The 18,774-nt window shown below is 38.5% G+C and carries 8 protein-coding genes and 3 pseudogenes; 9 read left to right on the top strand and 2 right to left on the bottom strand.

The genetic code is table 11. From position 1 onward, the window contains the following. Positions 1–8 precede the first annotated feature (8 nt). The 4 genes and pseudogenes from NSU00_RS13210 (at position 9) to NSU00_RS13195 (ending at position 8,454) form a co-directional block, all read left to right on the top strand. Positions 9–3,092: a type I restriction endonuclease subunit R gene (locus tag NSU00_RS13210; protein ID WP_340703794.1), complete on the top strand. Its 3,084-nt coding sequence runs from the start codon at positions 9–11 to the stop codon at positions 3,090–3,092. 47 nt (positions 3,093–3,139) lie between these two features. After that, on the top strand, positions 3,140–5,554 hold the full coding sequence (locus NSU00_RS13205; RefSeq protein ID WP_340703793.1) for an AAA family ATPase: 2,415 nt from the start codon (positions 3,140–3,142) through the stop codon (positions 5,552–5,554). Beyond that, complete coding sequence (gene mcrC, locus NSU00_RS13200; RefSeq protein ID WP_340703792.1) at positions 5,541–6,611, top strand: 5-methylcytosine-specific restriction endonuclease system specificity protein McrC; 1,071 nt, start codon at positions 5,541–5,543, stop codon at positions 6,609–6,611. Before NSU00_RS13205 ends, mcrC begins: the two co-directional genes overlap by 14 nt. A gap of 341 nt (positions 6,612–6,952) precedes the next feature. Beyond that, positions 6,953–8,454, top strand: a pseudogene (locus NSU00_RS13195) (IS5 family transposase). A 227-nt stretch (positions 8,455–8,681) separates the two neighbouring features. Here NSU00_RS13195 and NSU00_RS13190 read toward each other — a convergent pair. Beyond that, positions 8,682–9,994 (bottom strand): annotated as a pseudogene (locus tag NSU00_RS13190) (IS1380-like element ISBco1 family transposase). Between the two features lie 1,287 nt (positions 9,995–11,281). On the opposite strand from NSU00_RS13190, the gene NSU00_RS13180 reads away from it, so the two are divergent. The 5 genes from NSU00_RS13180 to ptcA all read left to right on the top strand — a co-directional run bounded on the left by NSU00_RS13180 (position 11,282) and on the right by ptcA (position 17,113). Next, a complete protein-coding gene (locus NSU00_RS13180; RefSeq protein WP_340703790.1) occupies positions 11,282–12,076 on the top strand; it encodes a MurR/RpiR family transcriptional regulator in 795 nt (264 codons plus the stop codon). 424 nt (positions 12,077–12,500) lie between these two features. Next, positions 12,501–13,871 (top strand): APC family permease, encoded by a 1,371-nt coding sequence (locus tag NSU00_RS13175; RefSeq protein ID WP_340703789.1) that lies wholly within the window; start codon positions 12,501–12,503, stop codon positions 13,869–13,871. A gap of 69 nt (positions 13,872–13,940) precedes the next feature. After that, complete coding sequence (gene aguA, locus NSU00_RS13170) at positions 13,941–15,008, top strand: agmatine deiminase (RefSeq protein WP_445684503.1); 1,068 nt, start codon at positions 13,941–13,943, stop codon at positions 15,006–15,008. Between the two features lie 82 nt (positions 15,009–15,090). Continuing rightward, positions 15,091–16,041: a carbamate kinase gene (arcC, locus tag NSU00_RS13165; RefSeq protein WP_340703787.1), complete on the top strand. Its 951-nt coding sequence runs from the start codon at positions 15,091–15,093 to the stop codon at positions 16,039–16,041. A 61-nt stretch (positions 16,042–16,102) separates the two neighbouring features. After that, positions 16,103–17,113 (top strand): putrescine carbamoyltransferase, encoded by a 1,011-nt coding sequence (gene ptcA, locus NSU00_RS13160; protein WP_340703786.1) that lies wholly within the window; start codon positions 16,103–16,105, stop codon positions 17,111–17,113. Positions 17,114–17,826: 713 nt separating this feature from the next. Here the strand turns inward: ptcA and NSU00_RS13155 are convergent. Then, positions 17,827–18,747: pseudogene (locus NSU00_RS13155) on the bottom strand (IS110 family transposase); the annotation flags it as partial. Between the last annotated feature and the right edge of the window lie 27 nt (positions 18,748–18,774).

Raw genomic sequence — 18,774 nt, 5'->3', positions numbered from 1 at the left:
AGCAAATAATGAGCAATACACCAAAGAGTGCGGCTGAGAAAACTTTTCAAGAGAATTTTGTAAAAGAACTGCAAAAATATAAATGGGAAGCACCCGAGTTCTTAAACGGCAATAAGCAAAAAGTAACGGTTGCTGACTTGGTTTCGCACTGGCGTAGTGAACTCAACCGTATCAATGCTGACCAGCTTGAAGGCGTGGAATTAACCGATAATGAGTTCAAACAGGTGATGGCAAAGGTCAATCAAATCAGCAATAGCTATGAGGCTGCAAAGATTTTGGCTATTGAAGGATCAAAAGGTAAGATCGATGGCATCTACCGTGATGACAATCCGAAAATCACGAGAAAACAAATCACGTTGACGATTTTTAAAAAAGCTGAAGTACGTGGTGGGGACTCGAGCTATCGGATTGCGAGAGAAATACAGACCCCCAACAACAACCGTTTTGATATTGTCCTGCTGATCAACGGCTTGCCCTTAATCAATATCGAACAAAAACGCACGGACAAAACGCTGGACGAGGCATTTGGACAGTTTAAACGCTACTATCGTGATGGCGAATACAGTCATAACTTTATGGCTTTTTCGCAGATGATGGTCATCACTTCTGAAATTGACACTCGCTATTTTGCCACACCTAAAACAATAGAAGATTTTAATCCTAGTTTCGTCTTTCATTGGGCAGATAAAGATAACAATGTAATAAACGATTGGAAAAAAGTAATTGAACAATTTTTGATGATTCCAATGGCACATCAGATGGTTGGCGATTACTTAGTCATTGATGAAGCGAGAGATGAGGAAAACAGGCGACATATGTTAATGCGTCCCTATCAGGTCCATGCTCTGCAAGCGGTTGAAGGAGCTGCATTTGGATGGGACAATGATGAAAAAATGCCTCATGGCGGTTTTGTTTGGCATACGACTGGTTCAGGAAAAACGATCACAAGTTTCAAGACTGCTTTGTTTTTATCGACAAGAGCAGGATTTGATAAAGTCGTCTTCCTTGTTGATAGACGTGAATTGGATAATCGTACCAGTGAAAACTTCAAAGCATATGCTGCCTATGAGCCGGTTTCTGTTGATGATACAAAACACACTTACCAGCTAAAAAAGAAACTGATGTCAGCAACGAATGGAATTGTCGTCACGACAACTTTCAAACTCAATGCTTTAGTGAAGGAACTGGAAGAAGCACACGATCATCGTTTAGCAGATAAGAAAATGGTATTTATCATTGATGAAGCCCATCGCACGACGATGGGGCAGATGATGGGAACGATAAAACGCTATTTCAAGAAAAATGGACTTTTCTTTGGATTTACCGGTACTCCTTTATTTGATGAAAATAAGGTCAAAGGCAAGATCAATGAAAAAAGTGAAGTCATCAATACCACTGAAAAGTTATTTGGGCCAATGTTACACCAATATACGATTGACGAGGCGATTGCCGATAAAAACGTATTAGGCTTTCACGTTGACTATATCAACACCGGAGAATTTAAAAGCTATGATGATTTAAGAGACCAGATCGCTGAACAAATGAAGGAAGAACATCCTGAATGGACGGACAGAGAAATCGAACGCCAAGTTCAAGAAATGTCAGAAGCGGATGTTGAAAAGCAAGCTAAAAAACGAGGACTGCTTGTATACCAAGACGAAACACATATTCCACGGGTAGTAGAAGAAATTCTGAATAATTGGGAATCACAATCACAAGCAAGAGAATTTAATGCCATTTTGACGGTTGCCTATAAAGATCGTGTCATTGCTTATTATCATGAATTTAAAAAACAACTAAAAGAACGTGGGGAAAAGCTAAATGTGGCGATGACGTTTAGTTTCGGTAGTGAGAATGATCCCACGCCATTAGATCCCCAAATTGTCAACGAGATGTTTAAGGACTACGCTGCATTTACTGGCATTGAGTTTGTAGCTGGTGATAAAAAACACGGTGAAGATGCTTATTTTGAGGATCTTGTAGAGCGCGCGACACGAGGCGGCAGTGGACGAAACCCGAAAAATATCGACCTCGTCATTGTGGCAGACCAACTGTTGACAGGCTATGACTCGAAACGTCTGAATACGCTTTATGTTGACCGTTCGCTTGAACTTCAAGGCCTGATCCAAGCTTACTCCCGTACCAATCGTGTCTTTGGTTCAGAAAAAGAGTTTGGAACGATTATCAACTTCCAGTATCCCCGAATAACTGAAGAAATGGTGAATCAGGCCCTGAAGCTATATGGAAGCGGGGGAAAGAGCAGTAAGGCCATTGTTGATACTTACGAAACGGCTGTAAAGAAATTGAAAATCAAAGTGTCTGAAATGATTCCGACTTTACCTGATCCAACTGAATGGCAAAATATTGAACATGATGAGAAGAAAAAAGAAGCATTTATCCTTGCTTTTAAAGATGCTGGTGAGCAGTTAAATTTGGTAGAACAGTACTATGAATTTAAGTGGAATGATGATACTTTTGGAATTGACGAGCACACTTGGCTGCAGTATGTCGGTGCTTATAAAAACTTAACAAGGAAGCCCGGAACCCCACCTGCGCCATCAACCGTTCATCCGCTTGCTGGGAAAACGAAATTGGCAGGAATACAAGTCATTGATGCAAACCATATTATAAAATTAATAGGTTCAAAAGTTACTTCACCGTACGGCGTGCAAACGGTGGATCGTGAAACCCTCCGCATTATTTACGAACAAATTCAAGAGTTAAGTAACATGGGAGACCATGAGCAAGCACAACTATTAAAGGAATTTGTGGATACTGAGCTTGTACCTGGTAACTTATCGAGCAATTTGAACTTTGATGAGGCATTTGAAATTTGGAAAGCGGATAAGCTGCGCGATACGGTCATTCAATTTTCTTCGGAGTGGGGTTTAGATAGTGAACTACTTGCAAAAGCAGTGAATTCATATTCTATTTCAAAGCCTGATGTTGTTCCTTACATCAATGAACTCATAAGCAGTGTTGATTACAGCAAAGCAACCAATCAAACGGCTGGTAATTTATTAAAGCATAATATGACACTAACGACCAAGTTGCCAGAATGGATTGCGGAGACGAAGCAAAAGTATAGCTAATCATGAACGATATCAAAGATACAATGAAATTTTAGGTGGCATAGCTTATGATCAACAAAAATTCGTTAGCAGCTGTCATAGCAGCATATAAACAAAACTTCCCAACGCACTGGGAAGATGAAAAATATAAATGGGAAGCGGTACAGCATTTCCAAGATCATTGGGATATCAATGCTTCTGACTTTCTCGAGATGTTCACGAAAGCAACAGACAAAACGAATAATCTACTCGCACCCTTGAACAATTACCCAAGAAGAATGATTCAGATGTTCGCTGAGGCAGATGAAGAAGCGACAAGAGCCATGTTTATTAATCTCTATGATGAATCCAAGAATTTTGTGGAACGGGTTGAGAAGTTCCAGTCCGATGCAGCAGCAATGCGTGTTAAATATGATCAAGGCACATGGAAACAACATTTTCAAACGCTGAATTCCATTAGCACATACCTTTGGCTCCGTTATCCGGATAAATATTATATTTACAAATACTCAGAATGCCGAGATGTGGCAAAAGTGCTTGACAGTGCTTTTATTCCCAAAAAAGGATCCTCTTCTAGTAATCTCACAGGGGGTTTTCACCTTTACAATGAAATTTGCGAACAATTGAAAAAAGATGAAGAACTGGTACAAATGCTGCAATCCGTGCTTACGGATCGTTGCTACCCTGATAAAGCATTGAAGACATTGACGATGGATATGGGCTTTTATATCAGCCGTTTTTATACAAAAAAGTCTACTGAAGATCATGGCGAATGGTTTCCAACGGATTATAACCCAAATATCACAACGGAGGAATGGCTCGCCCTGCTTGCAGATGGACGTGTTTTTAAAACAAATAGTCTTAAAATCATGAAGCGCATAAAAGACCATGGCGGCATAGCCACTTGTAAGCAGCTTTCGGAAAAATATGGGGATAATCCGAACTATTATAATAGTGGATCTTCTGCTCTTGCAAAGCGTGTTGCCGAGATGACGGGATGTCCTTTGATGACATCTCATAACGATAATGCAAAGTGGTGGCCGATTTTATATGTTGGAAAGCATGCAGACAAAGATATGGCAGGTAATTATATGTGGAAACTGCGTGATGAATTGAGCAAAGCACTGGATCAGTTTGACCTTTCTGAAATTCCTTTGTATGAAGAGGAGCCACAAGCTAAAATCAACCAAGGTAAAGAGAAGCAGGGTTACTGGTGGCTCAATGCTAATCCTAAAATTTGGCGTTTCTCGGATATCGACATCGGCGAGACGCAGCGATATACACTGTATAATGAAAATGGCAACAAACGCCGCATTTTTCAAAACTTTTTGGATGCGAAGGCTGGCGACATGATTATTGGATATGAATCTTATCCGGTGAAAAAGGTTGTAGCACTTGCGAAAGTGATTGAAGAAAGTGATGGAGAAAATCTTTATTTTGAAAAAACAGAAGGGCTTGCCACACCGATCGATTATGCAACATTGAAAAATTGTCCTGAGCTGGAAAAAATGGAATATTTCCAGAATCCACAGGGCAGTCTTTTCAAACTGACCAAGGAAGAATATGATTTTATTCAAGACATGATTCGCGAGGAAAACCCGGTTGCCCGGAAAGAACCCATTGAAGCTTACTCCAAAGATCAATTTTTGAAAGAGGTTTATATGACTGAAGAACGTTACGAAACGCTCATCTCTTTGCTAAAGCATAAACAGAATCTGATTTTGCAGGGAGCTCCGGGGGTTGGCAAGACCTTTGCAGCAAAGCGGCTTGCTTATGCAATGATGGGGTTAAAAGACGATAGCCGCATTGCGTTTATTCAGTTTCACCAGAATTACTCCTATGAGGACTTCATGATGGGATATAAACCTAAAGAGGATGGGTTTGAATTACAATACGGCATTTTCTACCAGTTTTGCCAAAAGGCAGCGAACATACCGGACCAACCGTTCTTCTTTATAATTGATGAAATCAATCGCGGCAACATGAGTAAAATATTCGGTGAATTGCTCATGCTAATTGAAAAAGATTATCGCGGCACAAAGGCAACGCTTGCTTATAACGGCATGCCGTTCACTGTTCCAAAGAATCTGTACATGATCGGGATGATGAATACAGCTGACCGCAGCCTTGCAATGATCGATTATGCTTTGCGCCGCCGGTTCAGCTTCTTTGAAATTGAACCGGGATTTCATTCTGCCTGTTTTCAATCCTACCAGTCAGCATTGGATCATGACACGTTTAACATTTTAATTGAACGCATAAAGGAACTGAATCAGGAAATTGCTGCTGACAGTTCACTTGGGCCTGGTTTTCGTATTGGCCACAGTTATTTTTGTGGACAGGCTGAATGTACGGATGAATGGCTGAAGGAAGTGGTTGAATACGATATTCTTCCGATGCTGCATGAATACTGGTTTGATGAACCGGACAAATTGCAGCGCTGGGAAAACATACTGCGCGGTGTTTTCAATGACGAAAGATAAAGGCATTCTGATCAGAAATATCTATTATATGCTCTCTTACGCCTTTCGTGTACTGAAACGATCAAACTATGATGAAATGGCATCAGAAAAGTTTGAGCACATTCAAGATCTGTTTGCTGCCATCCTTGCGAAAGGGATCGCCCGGCAACTGAAACAGGGCTTGTATAAGGAATATGTATCACATTATGATAACCTTTCCGTGTTACGCGGCAAACTGGACATTCATGGGACAATCCATCATAAACTTCAACGGAAGCAAAGGCTCTCCTGCGAATATGATGAGCTGTCGGAAAATAATGTATTCAACCAAATCCTGAAAACAACATCTGTCATACTCATGCAGCAGCCATCTTTAAACGTTAAACGAAGAAAAGCTTTGAAAAAAGTGATGCTGCATTTTAATAGGGTGGATATGATTGAACCAACGTGCATTAAATGGAACATCCTGCAGTTTCAGAAAAACAATCAAAGCTATAAGATGCTCATAAACATCTGCTATTTTGTTCTGGATGGCCTGCTGCTCTCCACAGACAAAGGCAAGTACAAAATGGCTACTTTTTTGGGTGATCAACAAATGTCACGTCTGTTTGAAAAATTTGTATTGGAGTATTATCGGTATCACTATCCAAGCTTGCGGGCAGCCGCTTCACAGATAGCATGGAACATTGATGATGGAGTGGTTGATTTCTTGCCTGTTATGCAGACAGACATCGTACTAAAATCCCGCAACAAAGTACTGATCATCGATACAAAATACTATGCGCATACCATGCAAGTTCAGAACCGGTATGGCAGCAGGACATTTCATTCCAACAACCTGTATCAGATTTTTACCTATGTAAAGAATCAGGATATCGGCAATACCGGTAATGTAGCGGGAATGCTGTTGTATGCCCGAACCGAAGAAACCATTGTGCCAGACTCCGACTTTATCATGAGTGGAAATAAAATTAGTGTGAAAACGTTGGATTTGAATACTGCCTTTGGAGACATTGCCGGGCAACTGGACCATATTGCAACGTCATATTTTGGTGATGTTGAAAAGAAGGAGGCCTAGGGATTTAGAGGTACAGAAATAAAAGGTTAACTGTAATGGGATGAGCATTGTGATTGCCTATTTTTAGGGGGAATGAAGATAGGTTTGCTTAAAAACTGATGGGATTGCCTTGCTGTCGATTGTGAATGCTTACTAAAATCTAGCAACAAGTTCAAGGAGCTGTTCCACCAAAATCTTTTCAAGACTTTGCATTAAGCTTCATGAGGCATGTAGTTAAGTAGGGCTTGCCGAATAAGAAAAAATTCCAGATTTGACAAGGATTTTGGCTATTTTTGTCGAATATAAAGTGTATGGATTTCATAGGAAACATGTAAAAAACCTTGCACTTGGAGGCTTTTGCGATGTACAAAAAGACCGAACATCAATTAACTTTTGTAGATGATTTTTTTCTACCCTTCGGTGGAAAATGAAATAAAGAAAATCGCTGGGTCCGTCTTGCTGAAATAATTCCGTGGTGGAAGGCGGAAGAAAAGTATGCCAAGTCCTTCAAGAAAAAATTCAAAGGCGAAAAGGCTTATTCTGTCAGAATCGCTCTTGGGGCTCTTTATATCAAAGAACGGCTTGGGCTGTCTGACCGGGAAACAGTCGAACAGATCACAGAAAACCCGTATCTTCAGTATTTTATCGGCTTGCCTGAATTCCAGGAAAAAGCCCCATTCGACCATTCTCTGATGACTCGTTTTAGAAAACGTTTGGGCGCAAATATCATCAACGAACTGAATGAATGGATCGTCTTGGAAGAACAAAAACGTCAATTGGAAGAGGAAAAGAGCAACGATGATGATCATCACGACGACAATGATGATGACGTTGATGACGATCATGGTAGTGGTGATCATTAACCTTCTGGTCCTGCTTCGGAAGAGACTCAACTGAATCGGTCTCTCCTAAAACGCAGAACAAAGGAAAGCTCATTCTGAACGCAACCTGTGCACCGACTGATATTGCTTACCCTACAGACCTTGGGTTGTTGAACGAAGCCCGTGAGAAATTGGAGCATATCGTTGATGTCCTGCATGAACCACACAAAAGGAAATTACGTAAGCCACGGACCTACAGAAAAAGAGCCCGCAAGGACTATCTTTCTGTCGCTAAGAAACGTAAAGCTGCCGCCCGGAAAATCCGGAAAGCTGTGGGCAAACAGCTCGGGTATGTGAAACGGGATCTGGAGATCATTAAAAATCTTGTTTCCCAAAGCTCTCTGTCTCTTTTGAGCAAAGATGAATACAGGCAACTTCTCGTGATTCATGAACTTTACCGCCAACAGGCAGAAATGTACAAAAAGAAAACACACCGGATTGTAAGCACTTCCCAGCCGCACGTCCGTCCAATTGTGCGTGGCAAGGCAAAAGCGAACGTGGAGTTCGGTTCAAAAGTCGCCATCAGTGTCGTAGATGGTTATGCCTTGATTGAGCACCTCGACTGGGAAAATTACAATGAAGGGACCACTCTCAAGGAATCTGTTGAAAACTACTACAACCGGTTCGGATTTTATCCGGAAGCGATCTTGGCAGATAAAATTTACCGAAACCGTAATAATCTGGCATACTGCAAATCTCTTGGCATTCGTCTGAGTGGGCCAAGGTTAGGACGCCCATCCAGAACGGAAGACAAAACCTTGGAACGCGTCGCAAGGCAGGATGCCTCTGAACGTAATGCCGTTGAAGGCAAATTTGGCGAAGGGAAGCGAAAGTATGGGCTGGGACTTATTCGAGCACGCCTTCAGGAGACCAGCGAAATCCCTTCAATTTCTCATACTGAATCTGGAGCGGAAAGTTATTTTTTTATTTTTTTACACAACACTATTTTCCATTTTGATAATCGGAATTTGGCTTGTATCTGACTAAATCTGATTCGTTCAGCAAGCCCTAAATAACCCTGAAATATTCATAGCTACAAATCCCATTTGATAAATTTTGTTAAATTAGTTGAAAATAACGGTATTTAATTAAGAACCGTAGCCAATTCATAAAATAACTGAATTTTCAATAGAACAACTCTGGTATTTTGGGCATACTTGCCCCTTGACTGAAAAATTTATTTTTTCAGTTATGAGAAGTATTCTATTGGTCATTCCAATTGTAGTTTTTGAATTCGATTCAGTACATCCCAAAAGAAATTTTGATACACAAAACTCGGATGTGTTTGAAGTAAAATGACCTGCCTGATTTCACGACTTTACTTGCCGCTTTAATTAACCGAGTACGTATCGTATCAATTTGCATAGTTTTTTGACCTTCCGGAAAACAAAGAGTTCGTAACCAATTGGTCAAATTATATGCAAGAAGTGTTAACATCATTTTTACTTCGTTCACTAGAAAAGCGTGGCTATTCATATGATCAAAGTAAAAGCCATTTTTTGCTTCTTTGATATAGTTTTCCATCGTCCCTCTTTTTTGATAAGCTCGGACGATATCTTGAGGAAAAGCTAATTCAAAGTTAGTAACAAAAAAGGAATGGGTAAAGAACAGCTCACCTGCAGGACGTACCGATTGAATAATCACCCTTCTTGGTTTTGACCATGATTTTGCTTGGTAAATCGTTTCTTCATAATAGGTTTCCGTCTTGGAAACATCTAAAGGTGCGGAAGAAGGATGGTATTCCTTCGCTAAACTTTGTAGTTGTGAATTCGATTTCAACCGAATAATATACAAAACAGATTCTTCTTCACACAGATCGTATAATCCCGGAACAGCAAACCCGCTATCTCCACGAAGAAACAGGGTAGTTTCCGGAAACATTTCGTTATAATGTTTAATGAGAGGCCGAATAAATTCCACCACACCATTTGATGTATAAACATTTCCGGGACGGAGTTGTGCTTTCAAAAAGTCACCAGTCGCACCATCAAAGGCGACTAATGGATGAAAACCCATCGTGCCATAATGAGTATTATATGACGAAGATTCTTGGTCCCCATATGTATCCGAATGAGTCGAATCCAAGTCGATAAATAACTCTTTCGATTGTCGAAAACAATGAATCTTATCAAGCATTTCTTGGTTAGCCAGATTTAATTGTTCAATTGAATCTTTATCAAATCGTGTATAAAAGCGAGACAAACTGGGCTGGGAAGCAAGTGTTGGAGTTTCAATGATTTCCTTAAACACAGGATCATGAGTCAACTGATCAGCCGCATCATCTTCCGCATACCCGGCAATGAGTTGATAGACTTTTTGACGTAACAAGTTTTCATTTGAATGAAGATAATATTTCCTTGAATCGTTAAGTCTCAAGTACTTAACTAAAGTCTTTGAAAAACCAATTTTTTCATCGAATTCTCTAAAAAGAAACTCACCTGTATCGGAGGAAAGAGAACCTCCATCATTTGACAATTTAATTTTATGATTGAAATCAAGTGTTTTTTGCGTTAAAGTAACCATATAAAGAGTCCTTTCTGTTTGGTTTTTGTTTTGGTTACTTTAACTTTAACAGAAATGGATTCTTTTTTCATTTTTTTAATGAATTACAATAAAGCCGAAAAGGCTTGGTAATCCATAAGTTATAATAAGTTTCTGAATTTCTGTGAATAATTCAGGATAACAAACAAAATGTAACCTATAATTATAAAGGGAATGTATTTTGTCATTGTCCATCAACAGGAATCGAACGAGAAATGGCATGTGGTGGATTTGATAAAGATCGAAATACCATAAGAAAACTTTGTCCCGCCAAACAATATGGCATGAATTGTGAGGGGATGGGAAAGTGCCCGGTGGTAAATTGTTTATTGCAAAATTAAAGTGCAGAGATGTGCAAAATTTCTATGCAAATGGTTATGCAGAGGGGCTTTACATGGAGGGGTAGCCATGATAACCTGTTTGGGTTTGCCAAATCTGTTACAGCTGGCCGCTTGGCAAAAGAATCATGGCTGCAGAGGCTCCATGTCAAGCCCTTAATAGCGAGAATTCAGATTGAATTTTTATGCGGTATAAACGAATTTATATACTGCAATACTCTGCACTTTTTTCTTGCAAAAAACAGTAAATGGCGTTCGAATTCCGCTTTCAGAAGACCGGAGAATATTTACGCCAATTGACCGTGCCAGCTACAAATGGAAAAGAGAATACAACAAAAGAACAGCAGTTGAACGAGTAAATAGCCGCATTGATCAGGTGTTTGGTTTTGAAAATCACACGATACGAGGGATAAAGAAAATGACCGTATGATGCGGATTAGCTATTTGTGTGATGTTAGCCATGGCGCTAGGCAGAATAAAAGAAAAACAAGCACAAAATATGAGGAGTCTTGTTTGTGCTGTATAAAAAATTATCCACATGTGAATAAGTAAAAGTAAAAAAGATATCCACAAGCAAAAAAAATGTGGATAAGACAACAGGATTCGTATGCCCTTTTTTGTAAAAAAATAGACACACAAACCATTAAAGGCAGGAAAAGCATAGAAAATCATACCTAAAAATGAAAATGTGGTAAAATTTTAGAGTAAATTTTTTTAATCTAATCTAGAAAATCAGTACATCGCAAAAAGCTCGACTATAAAAACGTTATCTTTTCATACAATTTTTATGATAAAATGTTTATATATAAACATTTTTCCCCTAGTTTGAACAAATGCAATGGGAAGTCAAACGAACATTTATATTTCAGCTTGTATGAAACGATTACCAAGATAAGATTCACTTCAAATTGACATAAGTGAGGTGAAAAAAATGGATTTTTTTCAAATTACAACGAAACACATAAAAAATTTAAGTAGAAATGAAATTGAACTTTATAACTATATTATCCATAATATGGAAGAAGTAAAAAAAATGACGATTCGGGATTTTGCTGCTAAATGTTATTCCTCACCTGCGACCATTATTCGCTTTTTACGCAAAATTGGTTTTTCTGGATATAGTGATTTTATTTCTATTTTAAAGTATATGGACCCTGACATTCAAGAAAATTACAATCCTTTTCTTGTAACTCAAGAAAAATATAGAGCGGAATATTTAAAAAATATTTACGAATCCGTACGGGTTCTTGATATAGATAAAGTGGATGAAATTATTAATTATTTAAACGAAAATCCTCGCCTTGTTGTTATGGCAAGAGGATTGAATAAAAGCGTAGCGCATTATTTCGAATACTTATTTTCCGGGCTTGGATTTGAAGTCGCTTTTCCAGAAGATCATTACTTTCGAAAAATGTTAATTAACGGTATTCGAGATTCGGATCTTGTATTCGTTTTTTCCTATGGAGGTGAAGACAAAGAATTAATTGAAAATATTGAACAAGTTAAGGTAAGGACGAAGGCAACCGTTATATCAATTACCTCTGCAAATAATAATTCTATTCAAAATCTTAGCCATTATAATCTATATATATTTGCCGACTTCTTAAAAATTAATACTATTGATTTAACATCCCGAGTTTCTATGATTTGCCTAATAGAAATGTTAGCTTACCGTTATATTGAACAAAATAATCAATTTGAATCAAGAATTCCCCATTACGAATAATTTTTTAATAGTATCTTAGAAATAAATGGGCTGTCCAATAAGTCCTACAAAAAGAGCAAATTAAGAAAACATTTAAACTCAATCCAAACGGATCGAGTTTTTTTATGCATTTTTTGACGCTCCTTTACTAATAAACGTACGTTATCAAATATAGGAAGAGATATGTAATTTAAATGAAAATTGTTTCATGTTTTGAAACGTTTTTTACATATTGTGAAAAAAATAACAAAAATCGCGAAACATATATCGCAAATCGAAATTTTTTTTTATTATTTTAACTTAAATTCAAAATGGTTGAAACATATTTTAATAAGATTGGAAACGATTTATAATGTAATTGTGAAACATTCTGCAGGATGTTTATAAAGGATCATAAAAAATGATTGATCTTACTAACACTTTCTAAAAATTGGGGTGAAAACAATTGGAAGAGAAAAAAAAGCTTCGCCTATTTGATTCGGTTCTTTTATCGGTAACAGTTATATTAGTCGTAGAGTCTGTAGCTCCTTCAGCTGCGATCGGTCCTTCACAATTTTTTTGGTGGGCATTGTTATTGATAGCATTTTTTCTTCCTTACGGATTGATTTCTGCGGAATTAGGGACAACTTATGATGGTGAAGGTGGAATTTATGACTGGGTGAAACGAGCCTTTGGTCCGAAAAATGGGGGAAGAGTTGCCTGGTATTATTGGTTGAACTTTCCGTTGTGGATGAGTTCATTAGCAGTTCTTGTTCCTAAGATTTTCACACAAATTTCCGGGCACGAATTTGGAACAGTAACATCGATTATAATTTCCTTATTATTTATATGGGTTGTTGTTATGATCGGTTTCTTTCGAATATCCGAAAGTAAGTGGATTTTAAATATTGCAGCCATTTTTAAAGTGTTAATCATGTTAAGTTTAGGAGGAATCGGGATCTATATCGCGATCACGAAGGGCGTTGCCAATGAATATACCGTACAAAACATGCTTCCATCCTTTGATTTATATAGTCTTTCATTTATCTCGGTTATTATTTTTAACTTCCTTGGTTTTGAAGTTGTTACATCTGTCGCAGGGGAAATGAATAACCCACAAAAGGAAATTCCGAAGGCTCTAATAATCGGAGGAGTGCTTATTGCTATTTTCTATTTGTTAGCGGCATTTGGTGTCGGTGTTGCTATTCCATACGATGAATTAAACACGGATAGCGGATTGTTAGATAGTCTTACGATTTTAATCGGTTCCGGTGGTGAATGGTTTATTACAATTGTTGGTTTAATGTTTTTCTTTACCTTGGGAGCAAACTTAATTTCTTGGTCATACGGAGTCAATTATGTAGCCCTCTATGCAAGTGAAAATCATAGTTTACCAAAAATCTTCCGTTGGAAAAGTAAAAAAACGGATATGCCAGTTGGAAGTCAATTGCTTAATGGAATCATTGCTTCCATACTTGTGCTAATAGCGCCAATTATGACTCACTTTGGATTAGAAAATATATTCTGGAATTTCTTTGCTTTAAATTTGGTTACATTGCTTGCTTCCTATACATTTATGTTTCCAGCCTTTTTGAAATTAAGGCAGATTGATCCGGACCGAAAACGACCTTATAAAGTAAAAGGAAGCGATGGGTTAATCAAGGTTTATACGTATGTACCTTTAATTATGTTAATTGCATCATTATTTTTTACAGTTGTTCCACTCAATACAAGTAGTGAAGAACTCTCATTAAAGTTGCCATTATTGATTGGAACGATCTTAGCAGTAGTGATTGGTGAAATTGTTGTAAGCCAAAGTATGAAACAAAAACATTAACAAAAACAGGAAAGGAGAACTTTAAAAGTGAAAACTTTAACAAGTACACCTAAAAAAGATGGATTTCGAATGCCAGGGGAATTTGAACATCACGATGGTTGTTGGATTATTTGGCCCGAACGTCCCGATAACTGGAGGAATGGTGGAAAACCAGCACAAAGGGTGTTCGTGCAAGTAGCAGCTGCGATTGCTGAATTTGAACCTGTCACCGTCGTAGTTAGCCGTCAACAATATAGGAACGCAAGGAATATGCTTCCTGATCATATTCGTGTAATTGAAATGTCCAATGACGATTCATGGATGCGAGATTGTGGTCCGACCTTTGTTGTCAATGATGAAACAGGAGAAGTACGTGGAGTCGATTGGTCCTTTAACGCATGGGGAGGTCTTGTTGACGGATTGTATTTTCCTTGGGATGCGGATGATCAAGTCGCTCAAAAGGTTTGTGAAATTGAAAGGATTGATCGGTATCGTTTAGATGATTTTGTACTTGAAGGTGGTTCAATTCATGTAGATGGAGAGGGGACGTTGATTACGACTGAAGAGTGTCTCCTTAGCCCTGGACGGAATCCGCACTTAACGAAGGAAGAAATAGAAAACACCTTAAAAGAATATTTAAACTTGGAAAAAGTAATTTGGTTGAAACGAGGCATTTACTTAGATGAAACGAATGGCCATGTAGACAATATTTGTAATTTTGTTCGTCCAGGAGAAGTTGTGTTAGCTTGGACAGATGATAAAAATGATCCTCAATACGAAATTTCCAAAGAAGCGTACGATATTTTAACGAATGAAACTGATGCAAAAGGAAGAAAATTAAAAGTGCATAAATTGCATGTCCCTTCCCCAGTTTTAATTACGAAAGAAGAAAGTGAAGGGGTCGATGCTGTTGCAGGTACTTTACCACGGAAGGAAGGAGATCGCTTAGCTGCATCTTATGTTAATTATTATACAGCAAACGGAGGAGTAATCGTTCCTCAATTTAATGACCCAAACGATGAGAAGGCAATAAATCTTTTAAAAGAGCTTTATCCAGATAGAAAAGTTGTAGGAATTTATGCAAGAGAAATCTTATTAGGTGGAGGAAATATTCATTGTATTACACAACAACAACCTTCAGGGAAAGTAAAGAAATAAAAGGATAGAAACACTCGCCCCCGAGTATGCCATTGAACTAGGGGGCGAATCAGGAAAAAATTAGGTTAGAAGGTGAAGTTTCATGTCAAGGATTGTCGTTGCATTGGGGGGGAATGCACTTGGCAATACGCCCGATGAGCAAAAACACAATATTCAGGGAGCTGTCTCATCACTTGTCCAATTGATTAAAGATGGACATGAAATTATTTTGACTCATGGTAACGGTCCGCAAGTAGGGATGATTCAACTTGCTTTTGAGAAGTCATCAAAAGTGGATGGAAAAATTCCGATGATGGATTTGCCAGAATGCACGGCGATGAGTCAAGGATACATCGGTTTCCATTTACAAAATGAACTGATTGGAGAGCTGAAAAATCAAGGATTTCCAGCGAATGTTGTTACTGTAATAACACAGGTTATCGTAAAAAAGGAAGACCCATCCTTTAAAAACCCAACGAAACCGATTGGCGTTTATTACGACGAAGAAACAGCAAAAGTCCTAATGAGAACCCATCCTGATGAAGTTTATGCCAATGATGCCGGCAGAGGCTATCGGAAAATGGTTGCTTCACCAAAACCGGTTGGGATTGTGGAGATGTCAATCATTGATCAACTTATCAAGCAGGGAAATATTGTTATCGCTTGTGGGGGAGGTGGAATTCCTGTTATTCAGGAAAGCACTAAATATAAAAGTGTCCCAGCGATAATTGACAAAGATTTGGCTTCTGCAAAACTAGCTGAAATGGTTGATGCTGATTATTTATTGATTTTAACTGCCGTAGATCGGGTTGCAATAAATTGGGGAAAAAGTAACCAGAAGAATTTGTCTAAGTTAACAATTAAAGAGGCCGTTACTTATTGTGAAGATGGTCACTTTGCTTCTGGAAGTATGCTTCCGAAGGTTCAAGCCGCTGTACAATTTGTTAAGAGTGGAAAGAGAAGAAAGGCAATTATTACTTCTTTAGAAAATTCGTTAGCTGCTTTAAATGGAAAAGCCGGTACATTAATTGTCGAGGAAATGAACGAATTTTAATCAAAGTGGATGTTATTAAAATTACTAATTAACCTAATAAAACAGATTGGAGGAATGCAAGATGGCAGTAAAAGATTTTATTGATACAAATGACTTTACTAAAGAAGAATTAATGGATATTGTTAATCTATCTCTCGTATTAAAAAAGAGTGTCAAAGTAGGATACTATCCACCTTTATTAAAAAATAAAACGTTAGGTATGATCTTCGAACAAACATCAACAAGAACTCGTGTCTCTTTTGAAACAGCAATGGAACAACTTGGTGGACATGCACAATATTTGGCTCCTGGTCAAATTCAATTAGGTGTACATGAAAATGAGTATGATACAGCAAAAGTACTTTCAAGATTAGTAGATATTTTAATGGCTCGGGTAAATAGACATAATTCGATCGTAAACCTAGCTAAAAATTCTACGATTCCTGTAATTAATGGTATGTCCGATTACAACCATCCGACACAAGAAATGGGAGATATCATCACGATGATTGAACATCTTCCAGAAGGCAAGAAATTAGAAGATTGTAAAGTTGTATTCGTTGGAGATGCAACCCAAGTTTGTGCTTCCCTCGGTTTTATTGCAACAAAAATGGGAATGAATTTCGTTCATTTTGGTCCGAAGGGCTACCAACTTCGGGAAGAGCATACAAAAATATTGGACGAGAATTGCAAAGTATCAGGTGGTAGCTATCTTATCACCGATGATGAAGAAGAGGCTTTAAAAGATGCAGATTTCATTTACACGGATGTATGGTATGGATTATACGATGCAGAATTACCGAAAGAAAAGCGGATGGCTATTTTTTATCCGAAGTACCAAGTTACGATGGATATGATGAAAAAAGCAGCACCCCATGCAAAATTTATGCATTGTCTACCAGCAACGAGAGGTGAAGAAGTAACGGATGAAGTGATGGATTCTGATCTTTCCATTATTTTCGACCAAGCTGAAAACCGGTTAACGGCTATGCGTGGAATACTCGTCTATTTGTTAGGATTAGATCAACCGGATCAAAGGAAAGTAAATGAAGTAAAAGCACAAGTGGAAGAACAATTGAACCGAATTTTTTAAACTACTATTCACAAACAATCGTATGAAACTTTCAAATAAGAGTAGCAAGTGGAGAAATAGTAAAAAACTTCTCCACTTGCTTTTTTATTGAAAAAGAAGGAATAAGCTTCTCCTATAGTTTATGTCATGAGAATTAATTAAAGAAATAAAATATCACAGGCTTCTTATAGTAACCGGTTTACGTATGAGTAAAATTATTGTAGGCAAAATTGAACCCCCACCTTTTGTGAATGATCCATAGATCGCTCTCAAAAGGTGGGGGAAACCAAGCGATAGCGCGGTAGGTGTGTAAGCATCATTCATGCAAATGAGGGATCCTCCTTCAATAAAGTTCAATTATCTCTCATTTACTCGCATATTCTCCAAATTTCATAGGTATTTGATTTACACCTAATCGTTGTCACACCTCTAAATAGATATAAGCAGAATTTTCTTGCAGGGTAAGGTCCATCCTAACAACCAAATTGGATATATTTGGTAAACGAAAAGGTATAACCGTGCATAATATCTCCACACAACTCACGGTCGCTCACCCTCCTATGTCTCCCAGGATCGGGGTCCACACATTCCTTCGTCCTGCGTATCCATGAGGTGGAGGCCGGATATGCTCCTCGACTGGGTCATAATGCCCGAATGGAATAAATAAACTCCGGCTCTGCACTATTGGTGTTTTTATTCGGAATAAAGCTGTATTTAAGAGCTACCTTGCTTTTTTAAGCTACCTGTAATGTTTCTATTTGAGGCAATCCTTGCAATAATTTTGCCCCATCAAAATCGCATTGCTTGTTGCCAATGGCAAATAGGACACGCAATAACTTACAACACAAGGCTATGAGTGACTGCTGTTTCTTCAACGGGTGTTTAGGGCGCTTTGTATAATATTGGTGCAGGGCTTTAAACGCCGGATTGTGCACAACCAGCGGGCGAATTGCCAGATACAAGGCTCTTCGAAGCCTCTTTCTTCCCCGTTTGGTGATGGTTGTTTGCCCTTTAAACTTCCCTGAACTATGTTCTTTCAATGAGAGCCCTGCTAAATTTACAAGCTGTTGGGGGTGGCTATACTTTGTAATGTCACCCACCTCAGCGAAAAATAAAGCGACTGTGGTCTTTCCCAGACCTGGGATAGCCATCATTTGCCTGGCTCCCGGGAGATCTTCTACCAGGCTTTCCAGTTCTTGATCCAACTGTTGGATTTGTTGATTGTAAAGCTCATACTGCTCAAGCAGGCAGTCTATTTCCCGTTTGGCAAACTTCATGCCAGCTTGAATGCCAATACTCTTTCTGGCTGCTTCCACAAGCTTTGTTGCCTTTTTGATGCCGACACCTCTTTTAACCTGTGTCTTCCATTTCTCAAGCACTTCTTCAGGAGTCATTTCCTTGATTTGTGAAGGAAATGGAAAACTTTTTAAGGTACAAAGGGCCGTTTTGCCTTCCCAGTCTTTAAATACGTCAAAAAACTCCGGAAAGTAGCGCTGAATAACGTTTTGAATACGGCCATCTGTGATCATAAGCTGTTTAACGAGCTGATCTCTTAATTTGGCGCCTTCTCTCAGTTCGGCATAAATGCCGTCCAGGAGATTGGGTACGGAGTATCGCCCGTCCTTAATCAGCTGTGCAATCACTTTGGCAGTTCTGAAGAGTAAATTCATCAATTTTTAGAT

Source organism: Weizmannia sp. FSL W8-0401, from assembly GCF_038009125.1.
Lineage (GTDB): Bacteria > Bacillota > Bacilli > Bacillales > Bacillaceae_C > Weizmannia > Weizmannia coagulans.
The sequence above is the reverse complement of the archived record's forward strand: the minus strand, read 5'-3'. Positions and strand labels throughout refer to the sequence as shown.